The sequence below is a fragment of the Roseateles sp. 22389 genome (assembly GCF_052044995.1).
In the GTDB taxonomy this organism is placed as follows: Bacteria; Pseudomonadota; Gammaproteobacteria; order Burkholderiales; family Burkholderiaceae_C; genus Roseateles.
Genome location: NZ_JBQEOF010000013.1, coordinates 104,995 through 121,227 on the forward strand (window position 1 = coordinate 104,995; position 16,233 = coordinate 121,227).

Here is a 16,233-nt window from a genome sequence, read left to right on the forward strand (position 1 = left end):
GGGGAAAGCCCTAGCTGCAAGCCAACGCGTGTGCTGCGTTTGGGTGACATGCACGGATTTGGGGATAACTAGGCCTCGTCACCCCGCAGCCGGCGCGAGTGCCGATGCACTTCGTCGACCAGTTCGGCCACGCTTTCCGGCGGCGTGAACTGGCTGATGCCATGGCCGAGGTTGAACACATGGCCGCCCCAGGCGCCATCCGCGCGGCGCGGCGCGCCGAAGCTGTCGAGCACCGCGCGCGCCTGCTCGCGCACCGCGGCCGGCGGCGCGAACAGCACGTTCGGATCGAGGTTGCCCTGCAGCGCGACGCGGTCCTGCACCTGCGCGCGGGCGCGGCCCAGGTTCACCGTCCAGTCCAGGCCGACGACGTCGGCGCCCGAGGCCGCGATCTCGTCCAGCCACAGGCCGCCGCCCTTGGTGAACAGCAGCTTGGGGATGCGGCGGCCGTCGTGCTCACCCTTGAGCTGCGCCAGCACGCGGCGCGAGTACGCCAGGCTGAACTGCTGGAACTGGCCGTCGGCCAGCACGCCGCCCCAGGAGTCGAAGACCATCACCGCCTGCGCGCCGGCCTCGATCTGCGCGTTCAGGTAGGCGGCGACCGCGTCGGCGTTGATGGACAGGATGCGGTGCATCAGGTCCGGGCGCGCGTACATCAGGCTCTTGACGTGGCGATAGTCGTCGGAGCCGCCGCCCTCCACCATGTAGCAGGCCAGCGTCCACGGGCTGCCGGAGAAGCCGATCAGCGGCACGCGGCCGTTCAGCGCGCGGCGGATCGAGCTCACCGCGTCGAAGACGTAGCGCAGCTTGTCCATGTCGGGCACGGCCAGCGCGCTCACCGCCGCCTCGTCGCGCACGACCTTCTCGAACTTGGGGCCCTCGCCCTGCGCGAACGACAGGCCCAGGCCCATCGCGTCCGGCACGGTCAGGATGTCGCTGAAGAGGATGGCCGCGTCGAGCGGGTAACGCTCCAGCGGCTGCAGCGTGACCTCGGTCGCGTAGTCCGTGTTGGTGGCCAGGCCCATGAAGCTGCCGGCCTTGGCGCGGGTGTCGCGATATTCAGGCAGGTAGCGGCCGGCCTGGCGCATCAGCCAGACGGGGGTGTATTCGGTGGGCTGGCGCAGGCACGCGCGCAGGAAGACGTCGTTCTGAAGGGGGGCGCTCATGGGAGGGCGATTATCCTCGGGGCTTCCTGCTCTTGAATTCCCGCGGCTGGCACACGATATGCCAGTGCGCACAAGGAGGTTACGCGAATGACATCGACCCCGTCCCGTTTGCTTGCCGCCGCGCGCGCCGCGGCCGCCGCCACGCTGATCGTCGGGGCGCCCCTGGCGCTGACCGGCTGCGGCTACAACGAGTTCCAGAGCCTGGACGAGCAGGTCAACGCCAGTTGGTCCGAGGTGCTGAGCCAGTACCAGCGCCGCAGCGACCTCATCCCCAACATCGTCAACACGGTCAAGGGCGAGGCCAATTTCGAGCAGGAGACGCTGACCAAGGTCGTCGAGGCCCGCGCCAAGGCCACCAGCATCCAGGTCACGCCCGAGCTGGCACGCGACCCGGCCGCGCTGCAGAGGTTCCAGGCCGCGCAGGGCGAGCTCTCCGGCGCGCTGAGCCGGCTGATGGTGGTCAGCGAGCGATATCCGCAGCTGCAGGCCAACCAGGGCTTCCGCGACCTGCGCGTGCAGCTCGAGGGCACCGAGAACCGCATCACCGTCGCTCGCAACCGCTACATCAAGTCGGTGCAGGAGTACAACGTGCTGACGCGCCGCTTCCCGACCAACCTGACGGCCAAGGTCTTCGGCTACGAGGTCAAGCCCAACTTCACCGTGCAGAACGAGGCCGCGATCTCCGCGCCGCCGTCGGTGAGCTTCGACAAGCCCGCCCCGGCCACGGCGCCCGCGACGCCGGCGCCGGCCGCCTCTCCGGCGTCGAACTGAGGACCCGCGCATGCGGGCGGCCTCGGTGGCGGCGCGACTCCCGGCGATGAACGAGGCCGGCGCCTGTCCCGCGCGCTGGTCCGCGCTGCTGCGCGTGTTCGCGCTCGCCTGTCTCGGCCTACTGATGAGCGTCGGCCTGCTGCCGCGCGCACGGGCGCAGGACGTGCAGGCGGTCCCCGCGCTCAGCGGTCGCGTCATCGACCAGACCGGCACCCTGACCGCCGCGCAGCAGCAGGCGATCGATGCCAAGCTCGCCGCCTTCGAGCGCGAGGCCGGGCCGCAGATCGTCGTGCTGATGGTGGCGACGACCGCGCCCGAGGACATCGCCGCCTACGCTCAGCGAGTCGGCGACCAGTGGAAGATCGGTCGGCGCGACGTCGGCGACGGGCTGCTGATCGTCGTGGCCAAGAACGACCGGCGCATCAACATCCAGACCGCCAAGGCGCTGGAAGGCGCGGTGCCCGACCTGGCCGCGCGCCAGATCATCGAGCGCGACATCACGCCCGCCTTCAAGGCCGGCGACTACGCTGGCGGGTTGAACCGGGCGATCGACTCGCTGCAGGCGCGCATCCGCGGCGAGCATCTGCCCGCACCGACGCAGCGACCGGCGCCATCGACGGGCGGCCATGGCATCGACCTCGGCGAGATCGCGATGATCGCCTTCCTCGGCGTGCCGCTGGCCGGCGCGCTGCTGACGGCGATCTTCGGCCGCAAGATCGGCAGCCTCTTCACTGGCGTGGGCGCTGGCGCGGTCGGCTGGGGGCTGAGCGGCAGCCTGCTGCTGGGCGCTGGCGCGGCGATCGCCTCGCTGATCCTGGTGGGCGTGCTCGGCATCGGCGCGGCCCGACGCGGCTCGGGATCCTCCGGCGCCTACCGGCGCAGCGCCCATGGATCGGGCGGCATCGCGCCGCCGATCATCTGGGGCGGTGGCGGCGGTGATGGCGGCGGCAGCTGGGGCGGCGGCGACGGCGGCGGCTTCTCGTCCGGCGGCGGTGGCGACTTCGGCGGCGGTGGCGCCTCGGGAGACTGGTGATGAACCGACGGACCGATCACGAGGCGCGCCACGCCGGCGACGCCAGCCGGCTGGGGCGGTTCTTCCGCCATCGCTTCTGGGACGAGGCCGACGTGCGTCGCGTGCTGCCCGCGGCGGCGCTGGCGCGGCTGTCCGCGCGGGTGACCGAGAGCGAGTTGCGCCATGCCGGCGAGATCCGGGTGTGTGTCGAGGCCAGTTTGCCGATCAGCTACTTGTGGCGCGGCCTGTCTGCGCGGCAGCGGGCGCTGGCGCTGTTCGGCAAGCTGCGCGTGTGGGACACCGAGCACAACAACGGCGTGCTGGTCTATCTGCTGCTGGCGGAGCACGCGATCGAGATCGTCGCGGATCGCGGGCTGAACCGGCGCGTCAGCGCGGCGCAGTGGCAGGCCATCGTCGACGGGCTGCGGCAGTCGCTGCGCGATGGCCGCTTCGAGGAAGGCCTGGTGGAGGCGATCCGCGCGGTGGAGGCGCTGCTCGCCGAGCACTTCCCGCCCGAAGCGGGCGCGGTGCCGCGCAATGAGCTGCCGGACGCGGTCGTCGTGCTGTAGGGCCAGCGGCGGTCGCAGTCCGCAAGCGCTCAAAAGCTCTTGATCGGCTTGAGCTTCCAGCCGAAGCGCTCGGCTTTCGGCCCGCCCTTGAGCTTGGGGAACACCAGTTCCTTCGCGGGCACGGTCACGTCCGGCAGGTGGTCGAGCAGGTGGCGGATCAGCGTGAGCCGGCCGCGGCGCTGGTCATTGAAGTCGACCAGCGTCCAGGGCGCGTGCTTGGTGTGCGTGTGCTCGAGCATGCGGTCGCGCGCACGGCCGTAGTCCTGGTAATGCTTGCGGGCCTCGAGGTCGATCGGCGAGAGCTTCCACTGCTTGAGCGGATCCTCGGCGCGTTCGGCGAAGCGCTCTTCCTGCTGCTGCTGGTCGACGGTGAGCCAGTACTTGAAGAGCAGCAGGCCGTCGTCGACCAGCAGCCGCTCCAGTCGCGGCGCCTGCTCGAGGAAGTCCTCGGTCTGCCGCGGCGTGCAGAAGCCCATCACCGCCTCGACGCCGGCGCGGTTGTACCAGCTGCGGTCGAAGAGCACGATCTCGCCGGCGGACGGCAGGTGGGTGAGGTAGCGCTGGAAGTACCACTCGCCCTGCTCCCGCTCGCTGGGCTTGCCCAGCGCGACGGTGCGGCACTGGCGGGGATTGAGCGTCTCGGAGATCGCGTTGATGACGCCGCCCTTCCCGGCGGTGTCGCGGCCTTCGATGATCACCAGCAGCCGCTTGCGCGTGTGCTGCAGCCACCGGGCCAGGTTGTTCAGCTCGACCTGCATCGGCTGCAGGCGGTCCAGGTAGTCGGACTTGGAGAGCTTGCTCTTGTCAGGCATGCGGGCTCCTGAGATGAGGGAGCCCGCAGCTTAGCGCGCCGCGCGCGGTGACCTTCCCGGTCCCGCGTGCCGGCGCCCTGCTTCACTTGGTCAGCTGCACGCCGGCGGAGGCGACCTTCAGCGCGACCAGGTCGTTGATCAGCTGCGTGATGTTGCTGCGGATCGCGCCTTCGTTGGCGAGCTTCAGGCGCTCGGTGCCCAGGAAGGCGGCGTTCCACTCGGCCGTGAACGGCACGGCGACGTCGCGCTCGAACACGGCCTTGCCGGTGGCGCGCTCGACCAGCGTGTACTTCACGGTGGCCGTGACCGTCATGCTGGCGCCGAACAACGGCTGGTCCAGCTTCTTCATGTCGGCGGTCAACGTGTACTTGCTGCCCTGACGGTTGCCCGACAGCAGGCCGGCATCCTTCAGCGAGGCTTCGAGCGCGCGCTCGAAGTCGGCGCTCGACACGTTGGACACCCACATCGGATTGGTGTCCTTGCCGCCGGTCACGTCCTTGATGCCGATGTTTTCCTTCAGCTCGGACTGCGACGCCGCGGTGCGGACCTGCAGCGAGCTGCTGACTTGCATCTGGTCGGTGCGGGCGGGGCTGGCGCAGCCCACGAGCAGGACGGCGGCGGACAGGGCGGCCAGTTGGGCGGCGCGGTGCAGGAAAGTCACGGGATGGGTACTCCTCAGAGGTGAAACGGCCGGGTGGCCTTGGTATGGAAAAGGTCAGCGGACGGCGCTGGCAGCGGCGTCGACAGGGATCGGGGCGGAGGCGGCCGGATCAGCCGCGGCCACGGTGGCCACCGCCGGTGCGGCGCCCTGGGATGCAGGCGTTCCTTGGCCTGCCGGCGACACGGCGGCCAGGGTGTCGCTGCTGGCGCAGCGCTTCTGGATCAAGGTCTGCTGGACGGCGTCGTACTCGCCGCGCAGGCGGCCGTACTCCGCTTCCTGCGACTTGGTCCCGCCCAGTGCGAACAGCGCCGGCCAGAAGAGGATCAGGCCGACCCCCATGAGGGTCTTGTCATTGGTGGCGGCCTGGTCGAGGCGGCCACCGAGCTCGAGATAACGCGCTTGCAGGCGCTGGGTCTCGGCGGTCAGCTGCGTGCAGTCGTAGCTGCTGTATTGCGACGGCGAGACATAGGTGGCGGAGATGTCCTTCGACGCGGTCGAGCAAGCGCTGACGAAGGCGACGGCGGTGACCAAAGCGGTCACGCGCACCGCCGCGGCGCGAATGGAACTGCGCATGCTTCCTCCCTCGGACTGGAATCGTTATGTATTGGCGGGAGCGATTCTTGCCGAGGGCGCCTCTCGCGCGCTACGTGCGAACCCGGAAGCTGCGGGTCAAAGCAACAGCGCCCCCGCATTCGCGGGGGACGCGCGCTCAGAGCAGTTCGAGCGTCTGCATGCCGGCCCAGCTCTCGCCGGGCGCGAGTTCGACCGGCTTGAGCACCTGCGCCGCTTCGACGCAGAGCATCTGCTTCCAGCCCCCTTCGGGCATGTCGGGAAGCGCGTCGCCCTTGGCCTGGCCGGGGTTCCAGACCACGGCGTCGGCGAAGCCCTGCTGGCGGATCGCCAGACGACGGTCGCCGTCGCGCAGGGTCAGGCCGTGCTTGACGTCCTGGTAGATGCGGTCGGTCTCGCCGTCCAGGCGCAGCAGATCCTCGTGCTGGGTGGCGGCGCGTTCGATCGTCGAGTCCCAATACGCCAGGCCGGACAGGCCCTGGACCGACGCCGACATGATCTGCGTCAGCCGCAGGTAGGTGTGCAGCGCGGCGCTGAAGGACAGCGGCGTGTCGCCCTGGTTCTCGCAGGCGAGTTCGATCTCGAGCGCGCGGCCGGCGATCCGGATGCTGATCTCGGCCTCGAAGGCGTGCGGCCAGACCATGCGGGTGGCGCCGTCGTCGTTCAGGCGCAGCACGGCCAATGCGTCGTCCTTGCCGGACTCGGCGCTGACCAGCTGCCACGGCTTCCCACGCGCGAAGCCATGGCGCAGCAGCGGGCCGCGCGTGGCGAACTGCGGAAAGATCACCGGCACGCCACCGCGGATGGCCTGGCCGGTGGCGAAGGCGCTCTTCGGGGAGAGGTAGAGCTGCTCGTCGGCGCCCGCGGGCACCCAGGACACCAGGTGCGCGCCATGCAGCAGCAGCGTCGCGCGAGCGCCATCGGGCGCACGGAGTTCGATGGCCTCGAGGCCCTGGTGGCGGGTGATGGAGATGGGAGTGGTCATGCTGAAAAAAGAAAACCCACCGGCGCGAACCGGCGGGTTGGGATCGGCTGGCGCGTCGCGGCGCCCGCCGTTTCCGGGTTCGTGGTCGAGACCCTTAGTTTTTCACAGGCTGGCGCGCCCGGGGACCCGGCAGCAGGCCATTGGGGGCGTAGACCAGACGGTTGCTGGTCATGCCCGCGATCTGGTAGCTGCGGTCCGACAGGTTGCTGGCGATCTGGTCGACCACCGCCTTGACCAGCATGCCGATCAGGCCGCCCTGGCTGTTGTTGTTCTGCTCGGCGCTCGAAGCGGTCGCCTTGCCGTCCCACAGCAGCGCGCCGGTGCGCAGGTCCACCAGCTTGGCATGCATCTCGACGATGGTCTCGCTCGACAGCACCTTGTAGACCGAGCCGTACTGCTTCACGTCGACATACAACGCCGCATCGGCGCCAAAGATCTGACGCAGCTTGGCGGCGTCGATCTGGTGCGCGTCCGCCGGCGTGGTGATGCCGTTGGTGCGCAGCGTCTCATCGACCAGCGACACCGGCAGCACGTAGTAGCCGGCTTCGCCCAGCGGCATCGACAGGTTGGAGAGCACGCCATAGGTGGCGTTCACGTCCGGCGTGTCGTTGACCGGCGGCAGCACCAGCAGCGAGGCCGGCTTGGCTTCCTTGAACGCGGTGTAGTCGTAGGGCTTGGACGGCGAGGCGCAGGCGGTCAGCGCGGCCAGCACGGCCACGGCGCCGAGGCGGCGGATCAGGGACATCAGGTTCGTCATGGTGTCGTTCTCCTCGGCGCTCAGACGCCGCTGGCCGCCTTGGCGGGCACGGCGGCAGCGGCCGCGGTCTTCTCGGACGGCTTCTTCAGCAGGAAGTCCACGTAGGCGGCGGATTCCGGGAACAGCGCGCGCTCGGCTTCCAGGTGGGCTCGCGCGGCGTCGTCGTTGCCGACCTTCGCGTAGAGCAGCGCCAGGTGGCCGTGCAGGCCGGGCGGCGTCGCTTCGTTGGCCGCCTTGTTCTTGATCAGCTGCGCTTCGAGCTGCGTGATCTGGTCGCCAGGCGCGGTGCCGTTGGTCTTGAAGTACTGGTAGACGCTGTTCTGGTAACCGGCCCATTGATAGAGCGGCTTCTGCGGCGTGCCGCAGGCGGTCAGCAGCGCGGCGACGGCCACGGCTGCGCTCACGCGCAGCGCGTGCTTGATGCGGAGGGTCATGGTCGGGCTCCTGGTCAGCGGGCGGCTTGCGGCTTCCAGGCGCCGCTGTCGATGCCGGCGACCATCGTGTTGACGGCCTCCTTGATGGCCAGGTCCAGGACCTTGCCGTTCAGCGTCGCGTCGTAGCTGGCGGTGCCGCCGAAGCCGACGACCTCGCGCGTCGACAGCTCGTATTCGCCGGCGCCCTGCGCCGAGTACACGACTTCCGAGGTCTGGCTGTTCACCACGTTCAGCGTGACCTTGGCGTAGGCGATCTGCTTCTTGCCGCGGCCCAGCACGCCGAACAACTGCTGGTCGCCGACTTCCTTGCGGCCGAATTCGGTCACCGAGCCCGTCACCAGGTAGTCCGCACCCTTGATCGTCAGCGCGCTGTTCTTGAACTTGGCTTCCTGCTGCGCCTCTTCGAGGTTGTCGCGGTCCAGCACGCTGAAGCGGTTGGTCTGCTGCAGGTGGGCGATCAGGATCGACTTGGACTGGTTGCCCAGGCGGTCGATGGCGTCGGCGAACATGCCGCGCATGAAGCTCGAGCGGTTCTCGAACTTGCCCACCGCGATCGGGGCACGCTGGCCCTGGTACTGGACCGGGGCGGGCGCCGCGCGCGGGACTTCAATGGTGCGGGATTGCTCGGTCGCGCAGCCGAACAGGGCCGTCAGGGCGAGCGCCAGGGTGGCGCGGCGCGCCAGGACGTTGAATGACATGGGAACTCCCTCAAAAACGACACCGGCGGGACGCCGGTGTTTGCTCCGGTCAAAGCCGGATGTTCGAAGTGTGCGATACCGAACCGAGTGGTCCGGGGGACGCCGAAAAGAACATCGGCAGGAGTGCGAGTTTTTCGCAGTCCTGCCGATGCAGTGTGGTGTCCTCGCCGCACCGGCGTCCCGGCGCGCGAGGAGATGGGGGGCTCAGCGCTTGGCGCGGAACTTGCGCAGCGCGGCGATCTGCGCGGCCACGGCCGCGAATTCGCTTTGCGCCTTGGCGAAGTCGATGTCGCTCTTGGCGTTCTTCATCGCTTCCTCGGCGGCCTTCTTCGCGGCCTCGGCACGGGCCTCGTCGAGGTCCTTGCCGCGGATGGCGGTGTCGGCCAGCACGGTCACGACGTCCGGCTGCACTTCCAGCAGGCCGCCGGCGACGAAGACGAACTCTTCATCGCCATTGGGACGCTGGATACGCACCGCGCCCGGCTTGATGCGGGTGATCAGCGGGGTGTGCTTGGGCAGGATGCCCAGCTCGCCGCCTTCGCCCGGCAGCGCCACGAATTTCGCCTCGCCCGAGAAGATCTGCTCTTCCGCCGAGACCACGTTCACGTGGAGGGTTGCCATTGCGTTTCCTTAGGTTTGCCGCGGCAGGCCTTCGCCACCGCGGGAAGAAGGTCCAGTAAGCGAGCAGACGGTGGGCTGGCTAGGCGCCGCGCGGAGCCGGACTGGGAGTCCGGCGAGCACGGCAACGACGCCAGCGCGCCGTCTGCGACGTCTTACTGGATCTTCTTGGCCTTCTCGAAGGCCTCGTCAATCGTGCCGACCATGTAGAACGCTTGTTCCGGCAGGTGGTCGCACTCGCCGTTGACGATCATCTTGAAGCCGCGGATGGTTTCCTTCAGCGGGACGTACTTGCCGGGCGAGCCGGTGAACACTTCCGCGACGTGGAACGGCTGCGACAGGAAACGCTGGATCTTGCGGGCGCGGGCCACGGCCAGCTTGTCTTCCGGCGACAGCTCGTCCATGCCCAGGATCGCGATGATGTCGCGCAGTTCCTTGTAGCGCTGCAGCACCGACTGCACCGAGCGCGTCGTGTTGTAGTGCTCTTCGCCGATGACGTTCGGGTCGATCTGACGCGAGGTCGAGTCCAGCGGGTCCACGGCCGGGTAGATGCCCAGCGAGGCGATGTCGCGCGACAGCACCACGGTGGCGTCCAAGTGGGCGAAGGTCGTCGCCGGCGACGGGTCGGTCAGGTCGTCCGCAGGGACGTACACGGCCTGGATCGAGGTGATCGAGCCGACCTTGGTCGACGTGATCCGCTCCTGCAGGCGGCCCATTTCCTCGGCCAGCGTCGGCTGGTAGCCCACCGCGGACGGCATGCGGCCCAGCAGCGCGGACACTTCGGTACCGGCCAGCGTGTAGCGGTAGATGTTGTCCACGAAGAACAGCACGTCACGGCCTTCGTCGCGGAAGGACTCGGCCATCGTCAGGCCGGTCAGCGCCACGCGCAGACGGTTGCCCGGGGGCTCGTTCATCTGGCCGTAGACCATCGCGACCTTGGACGCGCTCAGGTCGTCCTGGTTCACGACGCCCGCGTCGGACATCTCGTGATAGAAGTCGTTGCCCTCACGGGTACGCTCGCCGACACCCGCGAACACCGACAGACCCGAGTGAGCCTTGGCGATGTTGTTGATCAGCTCCATCATGTTCACGGTCTTGCCGACGCCGGCGCCACCGAACAGACCCACCTTGCCGCCCTTGGCGAACGGGCAGATCAGGTCGATCACCTTGATGCCGGTTTCCAGCAGTTCCTGCGACGGGCTCAGCTCGTCATAGGCCGGGGCCTTGCGGTGGATCGAGGCGACCTGGTCGCGGGCCACGTCGCCGCGCTCGTCGATCGGGTTGCCCAGCACGTCCATGATGCGACCCAGGGTCGCCTGGCCCACCGGCACCTGGATGGTGTCGCCGGTGTTGTAGACCTCGGTGCCGCGGCGCAGGCCGTCGGAGGAGCCCAGCGCGATGGTGCGGACCACGCCGTCGCCCAGCTGCTGCTGCACTTCCAGCGTCAGGGCCGAGCCTTCCATCTTCAGGGCGTCGAACACCTTCGGCATCTGGTCGCGCGGGAACTCCACGTCGACCACGGCGCCGATGCACTGAACGATCTTGCCCACCGATTGAGTGTTAGCCATTTTTTCGTTCCTTCAATTCCAAATCTGTTGCCTGCGATCGATCGCCGGGATCAACCGCTGATGGCGGCCGCGCCGCTGACGATTTCCGACAGTTCCTTGGTGATCGCGGCCTGGCGGGTCTTGTTGTAGACCAGCTTCAGCTCACCGATCAGCGTGCCGGCGTTGTCGGTCGCGGCCTTCATGGCCACCATGCGCGCCGATTGCTCGGACGCCATGTTCTCCGCCACGGCCTGATAGACCAGGGCTTCGGTGTAGCGCACCAGCAGTTCGTTGATCACCGTCGGGGCATCGGGCTCGTACAGGTAGTCCCATGCGTGACCCGCGGCATCCGTCTCCAGCGACTCGGCCGTCAGCGGCAGCAGTTGCTGCACCACCGGCTCCTGCTTCATCGTGTTGACGAAGCGCGTGTAGCAGAGATAGACCGCCGACAGCCTGCCTTCCGCGTAAGCGTCCAGCAGCGTCTTGACCGGGCCGACCAGCTTCTCGAGCTGGGGGCTGTCGCCGAGCTGCGTCGCATGCGCGACGACCTTGGCGCCGATCCGGTTCATGAAACCCAGACCCTTGTTGCCGATCGCGACCACTTCCGCCTTCTGACCCGCCTGCTCGATTTCCTTGAGCTTGCTGGTCGTCGCGCGAAGCAGGTTGGTGTTCAGACCACCGCACAGGCCCTTGTCGGTCGTGACCACCACGAAACCGGCCGTCTTGGCGTCGGCATGCGACACCATGAACGGATGACGGTACTCGGGGTTGGCCTTGGACAGGTTGGCGGCGATGTTGCCGACCTTCTCCGCGTACGGACGGGCCGCGCGCATCCGATCCTGCGCCTTGCGCATCTTCGAAGCGGCGACCATTTCCATGGCCTTGGTGATCTTCTTGGTGTTCTCGACCGACTTGATCTTGCCGCGAATTTCCTTGCCTGCTGCCATGATTTCTCCTGTGAGGGCCGGGTCTTGCCTGACTTCAGCGAGACCCGGTCATGGTTGCTTTAGGCGAAGGACTTCTTGAACGACGTGATCGCGGCGTTCAGTTCGGCTTCGGCGTCCTTGTCCATGGCCTTGTCGCTTTCCAGCTTGGTCAGCAGGGCGGCGTGCGAGGTCTTCAGGAACTGGTGCAGGCCGTGCTCGAAGGCCAGGACCTTCTTGACCTCGATGTCGTCCATGAAGCCCTTGTTGGCCGCGTACAGCGACGCGCCCATCAGGCTGATCGACAGCGGGCTGTACTGCGCCTGCTTCAACAGTTCCGTCACGCGGGCACCGCGGTCCAGCTGCTTGCGGGTCGCGGCGTCCAGGTCCGAGGCGAACTGCGCGAACGCGGCCAGCTCACGGTACTGGGCCAGGTCGGTACGGATACCGCCGGACAGCGACTTGATCAGCTTGGTCTGGGCAGCGCCACCGACGCGCGACACCGAGATACCGGCGTTGATCGCGGGACGGATGCCGGCGTTGAACAGGTTGGTTTCCAGGAAGATCTGGCCGTCGGTGATCGAGATCACGTTGGTCGGAACGAAGGCGGACACGTCGCCGGCTTGCGTCTCGATGATCGGCAGCGCGGTCAGCGAGCCGGTCTTGCCCTTGACTTCACCCTTGGTGAAGGCTTCGACATACTCGGCGTTGACGCGGGCGGCGCGCTCCAGCAGGCGGCTGTGGAGATAGAACACGTCGCCGGGGAAGGCTTCGCGGCCCGGCGGGCGGCGCAGCAGCAGCGAGACCTGGCGGTAGGCGACGGCCTGCTTGGACAGGTCGTCGTACACGATCAGCGCGTCCTGGCCGCGGTCGCGGAAGTACTCGCCCATCGTGCAGCCCGAGTAGGCCGACACGTACTGCATCGCGGCGGATTCAGACGCGGAGGCGGCGACGACGATGGTGTATTCCATCGCGCCGGCGGCTTCCAGTGCGCGCACGACGTTCTTGATCGACGAAGCCTTCTGGCCGATCGCGACGTACACGCAGGTCATGTTCTGACCCTTCTGGTTGATGATCGCGTCGATCGCCACGGCGGTCTTGCCGGTCTGGCGGTCGCCGATGATCAGCTCGCGCTGGCCACGGCCGACGGGCACCATCGAGTCGATCGACTTCAGGCCGGTCTGCACCGGCTGGTCGACGGACTTGCGGGCGATCACGCCCGGGGCGACCTTCTCGATGACGTCGGTCATCTTGGCGTTGATCGGGCCCTTGCCGTCGATCGGCTGACCCAGCGCGTTCACGACGCGGCCGATCAGCTCGGGGCCGACCGGCACTTCCAGGATGCGGCCGGTGCACTTGACGGTGTCGCCTTCGACGATGTGCTCGTAGGCGCCCAGGATCACGGCGCCGACGGAGTCGCGCTCCAGGTTCAGCGCCAGACCGAAGGTCTGCGAGCCATCGGCGGCGGCCGGGAATTCCAGCATTTCGCCTTGCATCACGTCGGACAGGCCGTGCACGCGCACGATGCCGTCGGACACGGACACCACGGTGCCCTGGTTGCGCACGTCGGTGGACGCGCCAAGGCCTTCGATGCGGCTCTTGATCAGTTCGGAAATTTCAGCGGGATTCAGTTGCATTGCTTGCTCCCAACGGCATCCCGCCGAAGCGGGACACCAGGGTGAATCGGGGGGATCTTTGGCAGTCGGGCTGGGACCGGAGGCTTGCGCCTCAGGCCGTCAGCGCCACTTTCATGCGTTCCAGGCGGGCCTTGACCGAGGTGTCCAGCACCTCGTCGCCGACCACCACACGGATACCGCCGATCAGGCCAGGCTCCAGCTCGACGCGGGCTTGCAGCTTGCGACCGAAGCGCTTCTCCAGCGACGCGACCACGTCGGCCAGCTGGGCCGGCTCGATCGGGTAGGCGCTGAAGATCTGCGCATCGGACACGCCGGAAGCGGCGTTGGCCAGTTCGTGGAACTGCTGGACCATCGCCGGCAGCGCCGACAGGCGGCCGTTGGCGATCACCTCGCGCAGGAAGTTCTGCACGCCGGGCAGCAGCGTCTGCTTGCTGGCCGCCGACATGACCTGGAACACCTGGTCGGTGCCCACCTTCGGGTCTTCGGCGAACTGGCGCAGCTGGCTGTCGCCGGCGACGAGCGCCAGCGCGGCCAACTGCTCGTTCCAGGCCTTCAGGTCCTGCGAGGACGCGACCTGGAACAGCGCTTCGGCGTAGGGACGGGCAATGGTTGCGAGTTCAGCCATGATTACAGCTCCGTCTTGAGACGGTTCAGCAATTCGGCATGCACGCTGGCATTGACCTCGCGCTGCAGGATCTGCTCGGCGCCCTTGACGGCCAGTGCGGCGACCTGCTCGCGCAGGGCCTCACGGGCACGCACCGACTGCTGCTCGGCCTCGGCCTTCGCAGCGGCGATGATCTTGGCGCCTTCGTCCTCCGCGCGCTTCTTCGCTTCGTCCACGATGGCGGCGCCGCGCTTCTCGGCGTCGGACAGCAGCTTCGTGGTTTCGTTGCGGGTCTGCGCCAGTTGCTCGTCGACCTTCTTGTTGGCGTTGGCCAGCTCGGCCTTCGCCTGGTCAGCAGCCGCCAGGCCAGTGCGGATTCGCTCCGCGCGCTCGTCCAGCGCCTTCACGATCGGCGGCCAGATGAACCGCATCGTGACGAACACCAGGATGGCGAACGGAATCCACTGAATGAAAAGGCTAGCGTTGATATTCACGGCACGATCCTTTCAGTCGTGAAAGGGACGGGCCTATCAGCGAGCGATGGTGGACAGGAAGGTGGCGGCGAACGGGTTGGCGAACGCGAACAGCAGCGCGATGGCGACACCGATCAGGAAGGCCGCGTCGATCAGGCCGGCCAGAATGAACATCTTGGTTTGCAGTTCGTTCATCAGCTCGGGTTGACGAGCCGAGGACTCCAGGAACTTGCCGCCCATCAGCGCGATGCCGATGGAAGCGCCGATCGCGCCCAGACCAACGATGATGCCGCAAGCCAGAGCGACCAGACCGAGGATGTTTTCCATGTTTTGCTCCTGAGAGAGTTAGATAAAAAGGAAAGGGAAAGGGAATCGGGAAATCGAAGTAGCCGTGTCCAGCCGGATCAGTGCGCGTCGTGCGCCTGGCCCAGGTAGATCAGCGTCAGCATCATGAAGATGAAGGCCTGCAGCGTGATCACAAGGATGTGGAACAGCGTCCAGACCGTGCCGGCGAGCACATGGCCGATGGCCAGGCCGATGCCGGTGCCGGTCAGGGCCCAGCCGCCGCCCATCAGGGCGATCAGCATGAACACGAGCTCGCCGGCGAACATGTTGCCGAACAGCCGCATGCCATGAGACACCGTCTTGGCGATGAACTCGATGACCTGCATGGCGAAGTTGAAGGGCCACAGCACCGGGTGCGCGCCGAAGGGCGCGGAGATCAGCTCATGGCCCCAGCCGCCCAGACCCTTGATCTTCAAGCTGTAGAAGAACACCAGCAGCAGCACGAACGTGGACATGCTCAGCGTGGTCGACAGGTCGGCGGTCGGCACGACGCGCTGATAGGCGTGGTGCGCGTCGTGGGCGACGTAGTTGGTGAACAGCGTGGGCAGCCAGTCCACCGGCAGCATGTCCATGAAGTTCATGAAGAAGATCCACACGAACACGGTCAGGGCGACCGGGCCGATGACCTTGCGGCTCTTCTCGTTGTGGATGACGGCCTTGGCCTGGTTGTCCACCATCTCGACCAGGATCTCGACGGCGGCCTGGAAGCGGCCCGGTACGCCGGCATGCGCCTTGCGTGCGGCACGCCACAGCAGGAACACGGCGAGCAGGCCCAGCACGGTCGAATAAATGAGCGAATCGAAGTTGAAGACGCTGAAGTCGACGATGTCGACCTGCTTGACGTCCTCGAACTGGAAGTTCTTCTGCCAATGCTGCAAATGGTGGGTGATGTATTCACCCGAGGTCGGCGCGTGCCCTTCTGCTGCCATGGTTGCTTTCCGTCTCTATTTTCTGATTCGACCCTGCCGAAGCAGGGCCAGCCAATTTGCCTTCAGGGTCACGACGAGGGTCGAGAGCAACGCTGCCCAACTCAACGACGGGAAACCCGCGGCGACCGCCACCAGGATGGCGACCGCCAGAATGATCTTCACCAGCTCCCAGACCGCGAACGTGAGCATCGGAGTGCCCGCGTCCCTCGCCGATCGCCGCGTCATGCCCCACGCCATCAGGGCGTTCGGCAGGACGACCGAGGCGGCACCGAACAGCGCCGACCAGGTTTTGTCGGCTTGCAGGGACAGCAGACCCCACAGCGCGACCATGACCGCTCCCGCCGCCGCCTGCCAGATCAACAAGGACCAGACCGACATCGCCGGGAGCCGGGCCCGCAAGTCCTGCGCTTGTTCTCGCGTCAGGGGCTTGAAAGCCGGTTCGCCGTCCGCATCTCCTTCGATTCCATCGTCCCAGGGATCCTGGCTGGCGGCGCCTCGGTCCTTCGCCTGATGGGGCGGAGTGGTCCGGAGCGGCTCGGCGGGCGGCGCATTGGATGCGCGCGCTGGATCGGGATTCACGGCTTCAAGGGGCGAGCGGCAAAACCACGGGATTATAGGGGGTCTGACCTTACAGACCCTTAACAGGCTGCGGCGGCGGCCCATCGGCGCCGACTTGACAGGCCGTGCGAAGCCCGCATAGCCGGGCGCGCGCCGTGTTCATCGAG

At 67.4% G+C, this 16,233-nt stretch carries 20 protein-coding genes; 3 read left to right on the forward strand and 17 right to left on the reverse strand.

Features of this window, described 5'->3' with window-relative positions:
- Positions 1–68 precede the first annotated feature (68 nt).
- Positions 69–1,163, reverse strand: a complete 1,095-nt coding sequence (hemE, locus tag ACTJKJ_RS18240) for a uroporphyrinogen decarboxylase (RefSeq protein ID WP_297380331.1) — start codon at positions 1,161–1,163, stop codon at positions 69–71.
- An 87-nt stretch (positions 1,164–1,250) separates the two neighbouring features.
- Between hemE and ACTJKJ_RS18245 the strand changes: the two genes are divergently transcribed.
- From ACTJKJ_RS18245 to ACTJKJ_RS18255, 3 genes are read left to right on the forward strand one after another with little or no spacing between them, the layout of a single operon-like run.
- On the forward strand, positions 1,251–1,934 hold the full coding sequence (locus tag ACTJKJ_RS18245; RefSeq protein WP_297380328.1) for a LemA family protein: 684 nt from the start codon (positions 1,251–1,253) through the stop codon (positions 1,932–1,934).
- Positions 1,935–1,944: 10 nt separating this feature from the next.
- Positions 1,945–2,967 (forward strand): TPM domain-containing protein, encoded by a 1,023-nt coding sequence (locus ACTJKJ_RS18250; RefSeq protein WP_440821302.1) that lies wholly within the window; start codon positions 1,945–1,947, stop codon positions 2,965–2,967.
- Positions 2,967–3,515 (forward strand): TPM domain-containing protein, encoded by a 549-nt coding sequence (locus ACTJKJ_RS18255; protein ID WP_297380326.1) that lies wholly within the window; start codon positions 2,967–2,969, stop codon positions 3,513–3,515. The genes ACTJKJ_RS18250 and ACTJKJ_RS18255 overlap by 1 nt, the downstream gene beginning before the upstream one ends.
- A 29-nt stretch (positions 3,516–3,544) precedes the next feature.
- Here ACTJKJ_RS18255 and ppk2 read toward each other — a convergent pair whose 3' ends face one another.
- The 16 genes from ppk2 to ACTJKJ_RS18335 all read right to left on the reverse strand — a co-directional run bounded on the left by ppk2 (position 3,545) and on the right by ACTJKJ_RS18335 (position 16,087).
- Positions 3,545–4,327, reverse strand: a complete 783-nt coding sequence (ppk2, locus tag ACTJKJ_RS18260) for a polyphosphate kinase 2 (protein ID WP_297380324.1) — start codon at positions 4,325–4,327, stop codon at positions 3,545–3,547.
- A gap of 82 nt (positions 4,328–4,409) precedes the next feature.
- The gene (locus tag ACTJKJ_RS18265; protein ID WP_147239849.1) at positions 4,410–4,988 is read right to left on the reverse strand and encodes a hypothetical protein; all 579 of its coding nucleotides are present in this window, start codon (positions 4,986–4,988) and stop codon (positions 4,410–4,412) included.
- 54 nt (positions 4,989–5,042) lie between these two features.
- Positions 5,043–5,561, reverse strand: coding sequence for a hypothetical protein (locus tag ACTJKJ_RS18270; RefSeq protein ID WP_297380321.1), 519 nt, complete (start codon positions 5,559–5,561; stop codon positions 5,043–5,045).
- A 136-nt stretch (positions 5,562–5,697) separates the two neighbouring features.
- On the reverse strand, positions 5,698–6,543 hold the full coding sequence (locus ACTJKJ_RS18275) for a D-hexose-6-phosphate mutarotase (RefSeq protein ID WP_297380319.1): 846 nt from the start codon (positions 6,541–6,543) through the stop codon (positions 5,698–5,700).
- 94 nt (positions 6,544–6,637) lie between these two features.
- A complete protein-coding gene (locus ACTJKJ_RS18280) occupies positions 6,638–7,300 on the reverse strand; it encodes a DUF799 domain-containing protein (protein ID WP_297380317.1) in 663 nt (220 codons plus the stop codon).
- 20 nt (positions 7,301–7,320) lie between these two features.
- Positions 7,321–7,734, reverse strand: coding sequence for a DUF4810 domain-containing protein (locus ACTJKJ_RS18285; RefSeq protein WP_091728381.1), 414 nt, complete (start codon positions 7,732–7,734; stop codon positions 7,321–7,323).
- 14 nt (positions 7,735–7,748) lie between these two features.
- Complete coding sequence (locus ACTJKJ_RS18290) at positions 7,749–8,432, reverse strand: CsgG/HfaB family protein (RefSeq protein ID WP_091728385.1); 684 nt, start codon at positions 8,430–8,432, stop codon at positions 7,749–7,751.
- A gap of 204 nt (positions 8,433–8,636) precedes the next feature.
- Positions 8,637–9,053, reverse strand: coding sequence for a F0F1 ATP synthase subunit epsilon (locus tag ACTJKJ_RS18295; RefSeq protein WP_440821303.1), 417 nt, complete (start codon positions 9,051–9,053; stop codon positions 8,637–8,639).
- Between the two features lie 152 nt (positions 9,054–9,205).
- Complete coding sequence (gene atpD, locus ACTJKJ_RS18300; RefSeq protein ID WP_091728394.1) at positions 9,206–10,618, reverse strand: F0F1 ATP synthase subunit beta; 1,413 nt, start codon at positions 10,616–10,618, stop codon at positions 9,206–9,208.
- Positions 10,619–10,668: 50 nt separating this feature from the next.
- Positions 10,669–11,544 (reverse strand): F0F1 ATP synthase subunit gamma, encoded by an 876-nt coding sequence (gene atpG / locus ACTJKJ_RS18305; RefSeq protein ID WP_091728397.1) that lies wholly within the window; start codon positions 11,542–11,544, stop codon positions 10,669–10,671.
- Positions 11,545–11,603: 59 nt separating this feature from the next.
- Positions 11,604–13,157 (reverse strand): F0F1 ATP synthase subunit alpha, encoded by a 1,554-nt coding sequence (gene atpA / locus ACTJKJ_RS18310; protein WP_091728401.1) that lies wholly within the window; start codon positions 13,155–13,157, stop codon positions 11,604–11,606.
- A gap of 91 nt (positions 13,158–13,248) precedes the next feature.
- Positions 13,249–13,782 (reverse strand): F0F1 ATP synthase subunit delta, encoded by a 534-nt coding sequence (locus ACTJKJ_RS18315; RefSeq protein ID WP_091728405.1) that lies wholly within the window; start codon positions 13,780–13,782, stop codon positions 13,249–13,251.
- 2 nt (positions 13,783–13,784) lie between these two features.
- On the reverse strand, positions 13,785–14,255 hold the full coding sequence (locus tag ACTJKJ_RS18320) for a F0F1 ATP synthase subunit B (RefSeq protein ID WP_147239847.1): 471 nt from the start codon (positions 14,253–14,255) through the stop codon (positions 13,785–13,787).
- 36 nt (positions 14,256–14,291) lie between these two features.
- On the reverse strand, positions 14,292–14,561 hold the full coding sequence (gene atpE, locus ACTJKJ_RS18325) for a F0F1 ATP synthase subunit C (RefSeq protein WP_091728411.1): 270 nt from the start codon (positions 14,559–14,561) through the stop codon (positions 14,292–14,294).
- 77 nt (positions 14,562–14,638) lie between these two features.
- Complete coding sequence (gene atpB / locus ACTJKJ_RS18330; protein ID WP_297380304.1) at positions 14,639–15,508, reverse strand: F0F1 ATP synthase subunit A; 870 nt, start codon at positions 15,506–15,508, stop codon at positions 14,639–14,641.
- 15 nt (positions 15,509–15,523) lie between these two features.
- On the reverse strand, positions 15,524–16,087 hold the full coding sequence (locus ACTJKJ_RS18335; RefSeq protein WP_297380302.1) for an ATP synthase subunit I: 564 nt from the start codon (positions 16,085–16,087) through the stop codon (positions 15,524–15,526).
- Positions 16,088–16,233 lie beyond the last annotated feature (146 nt).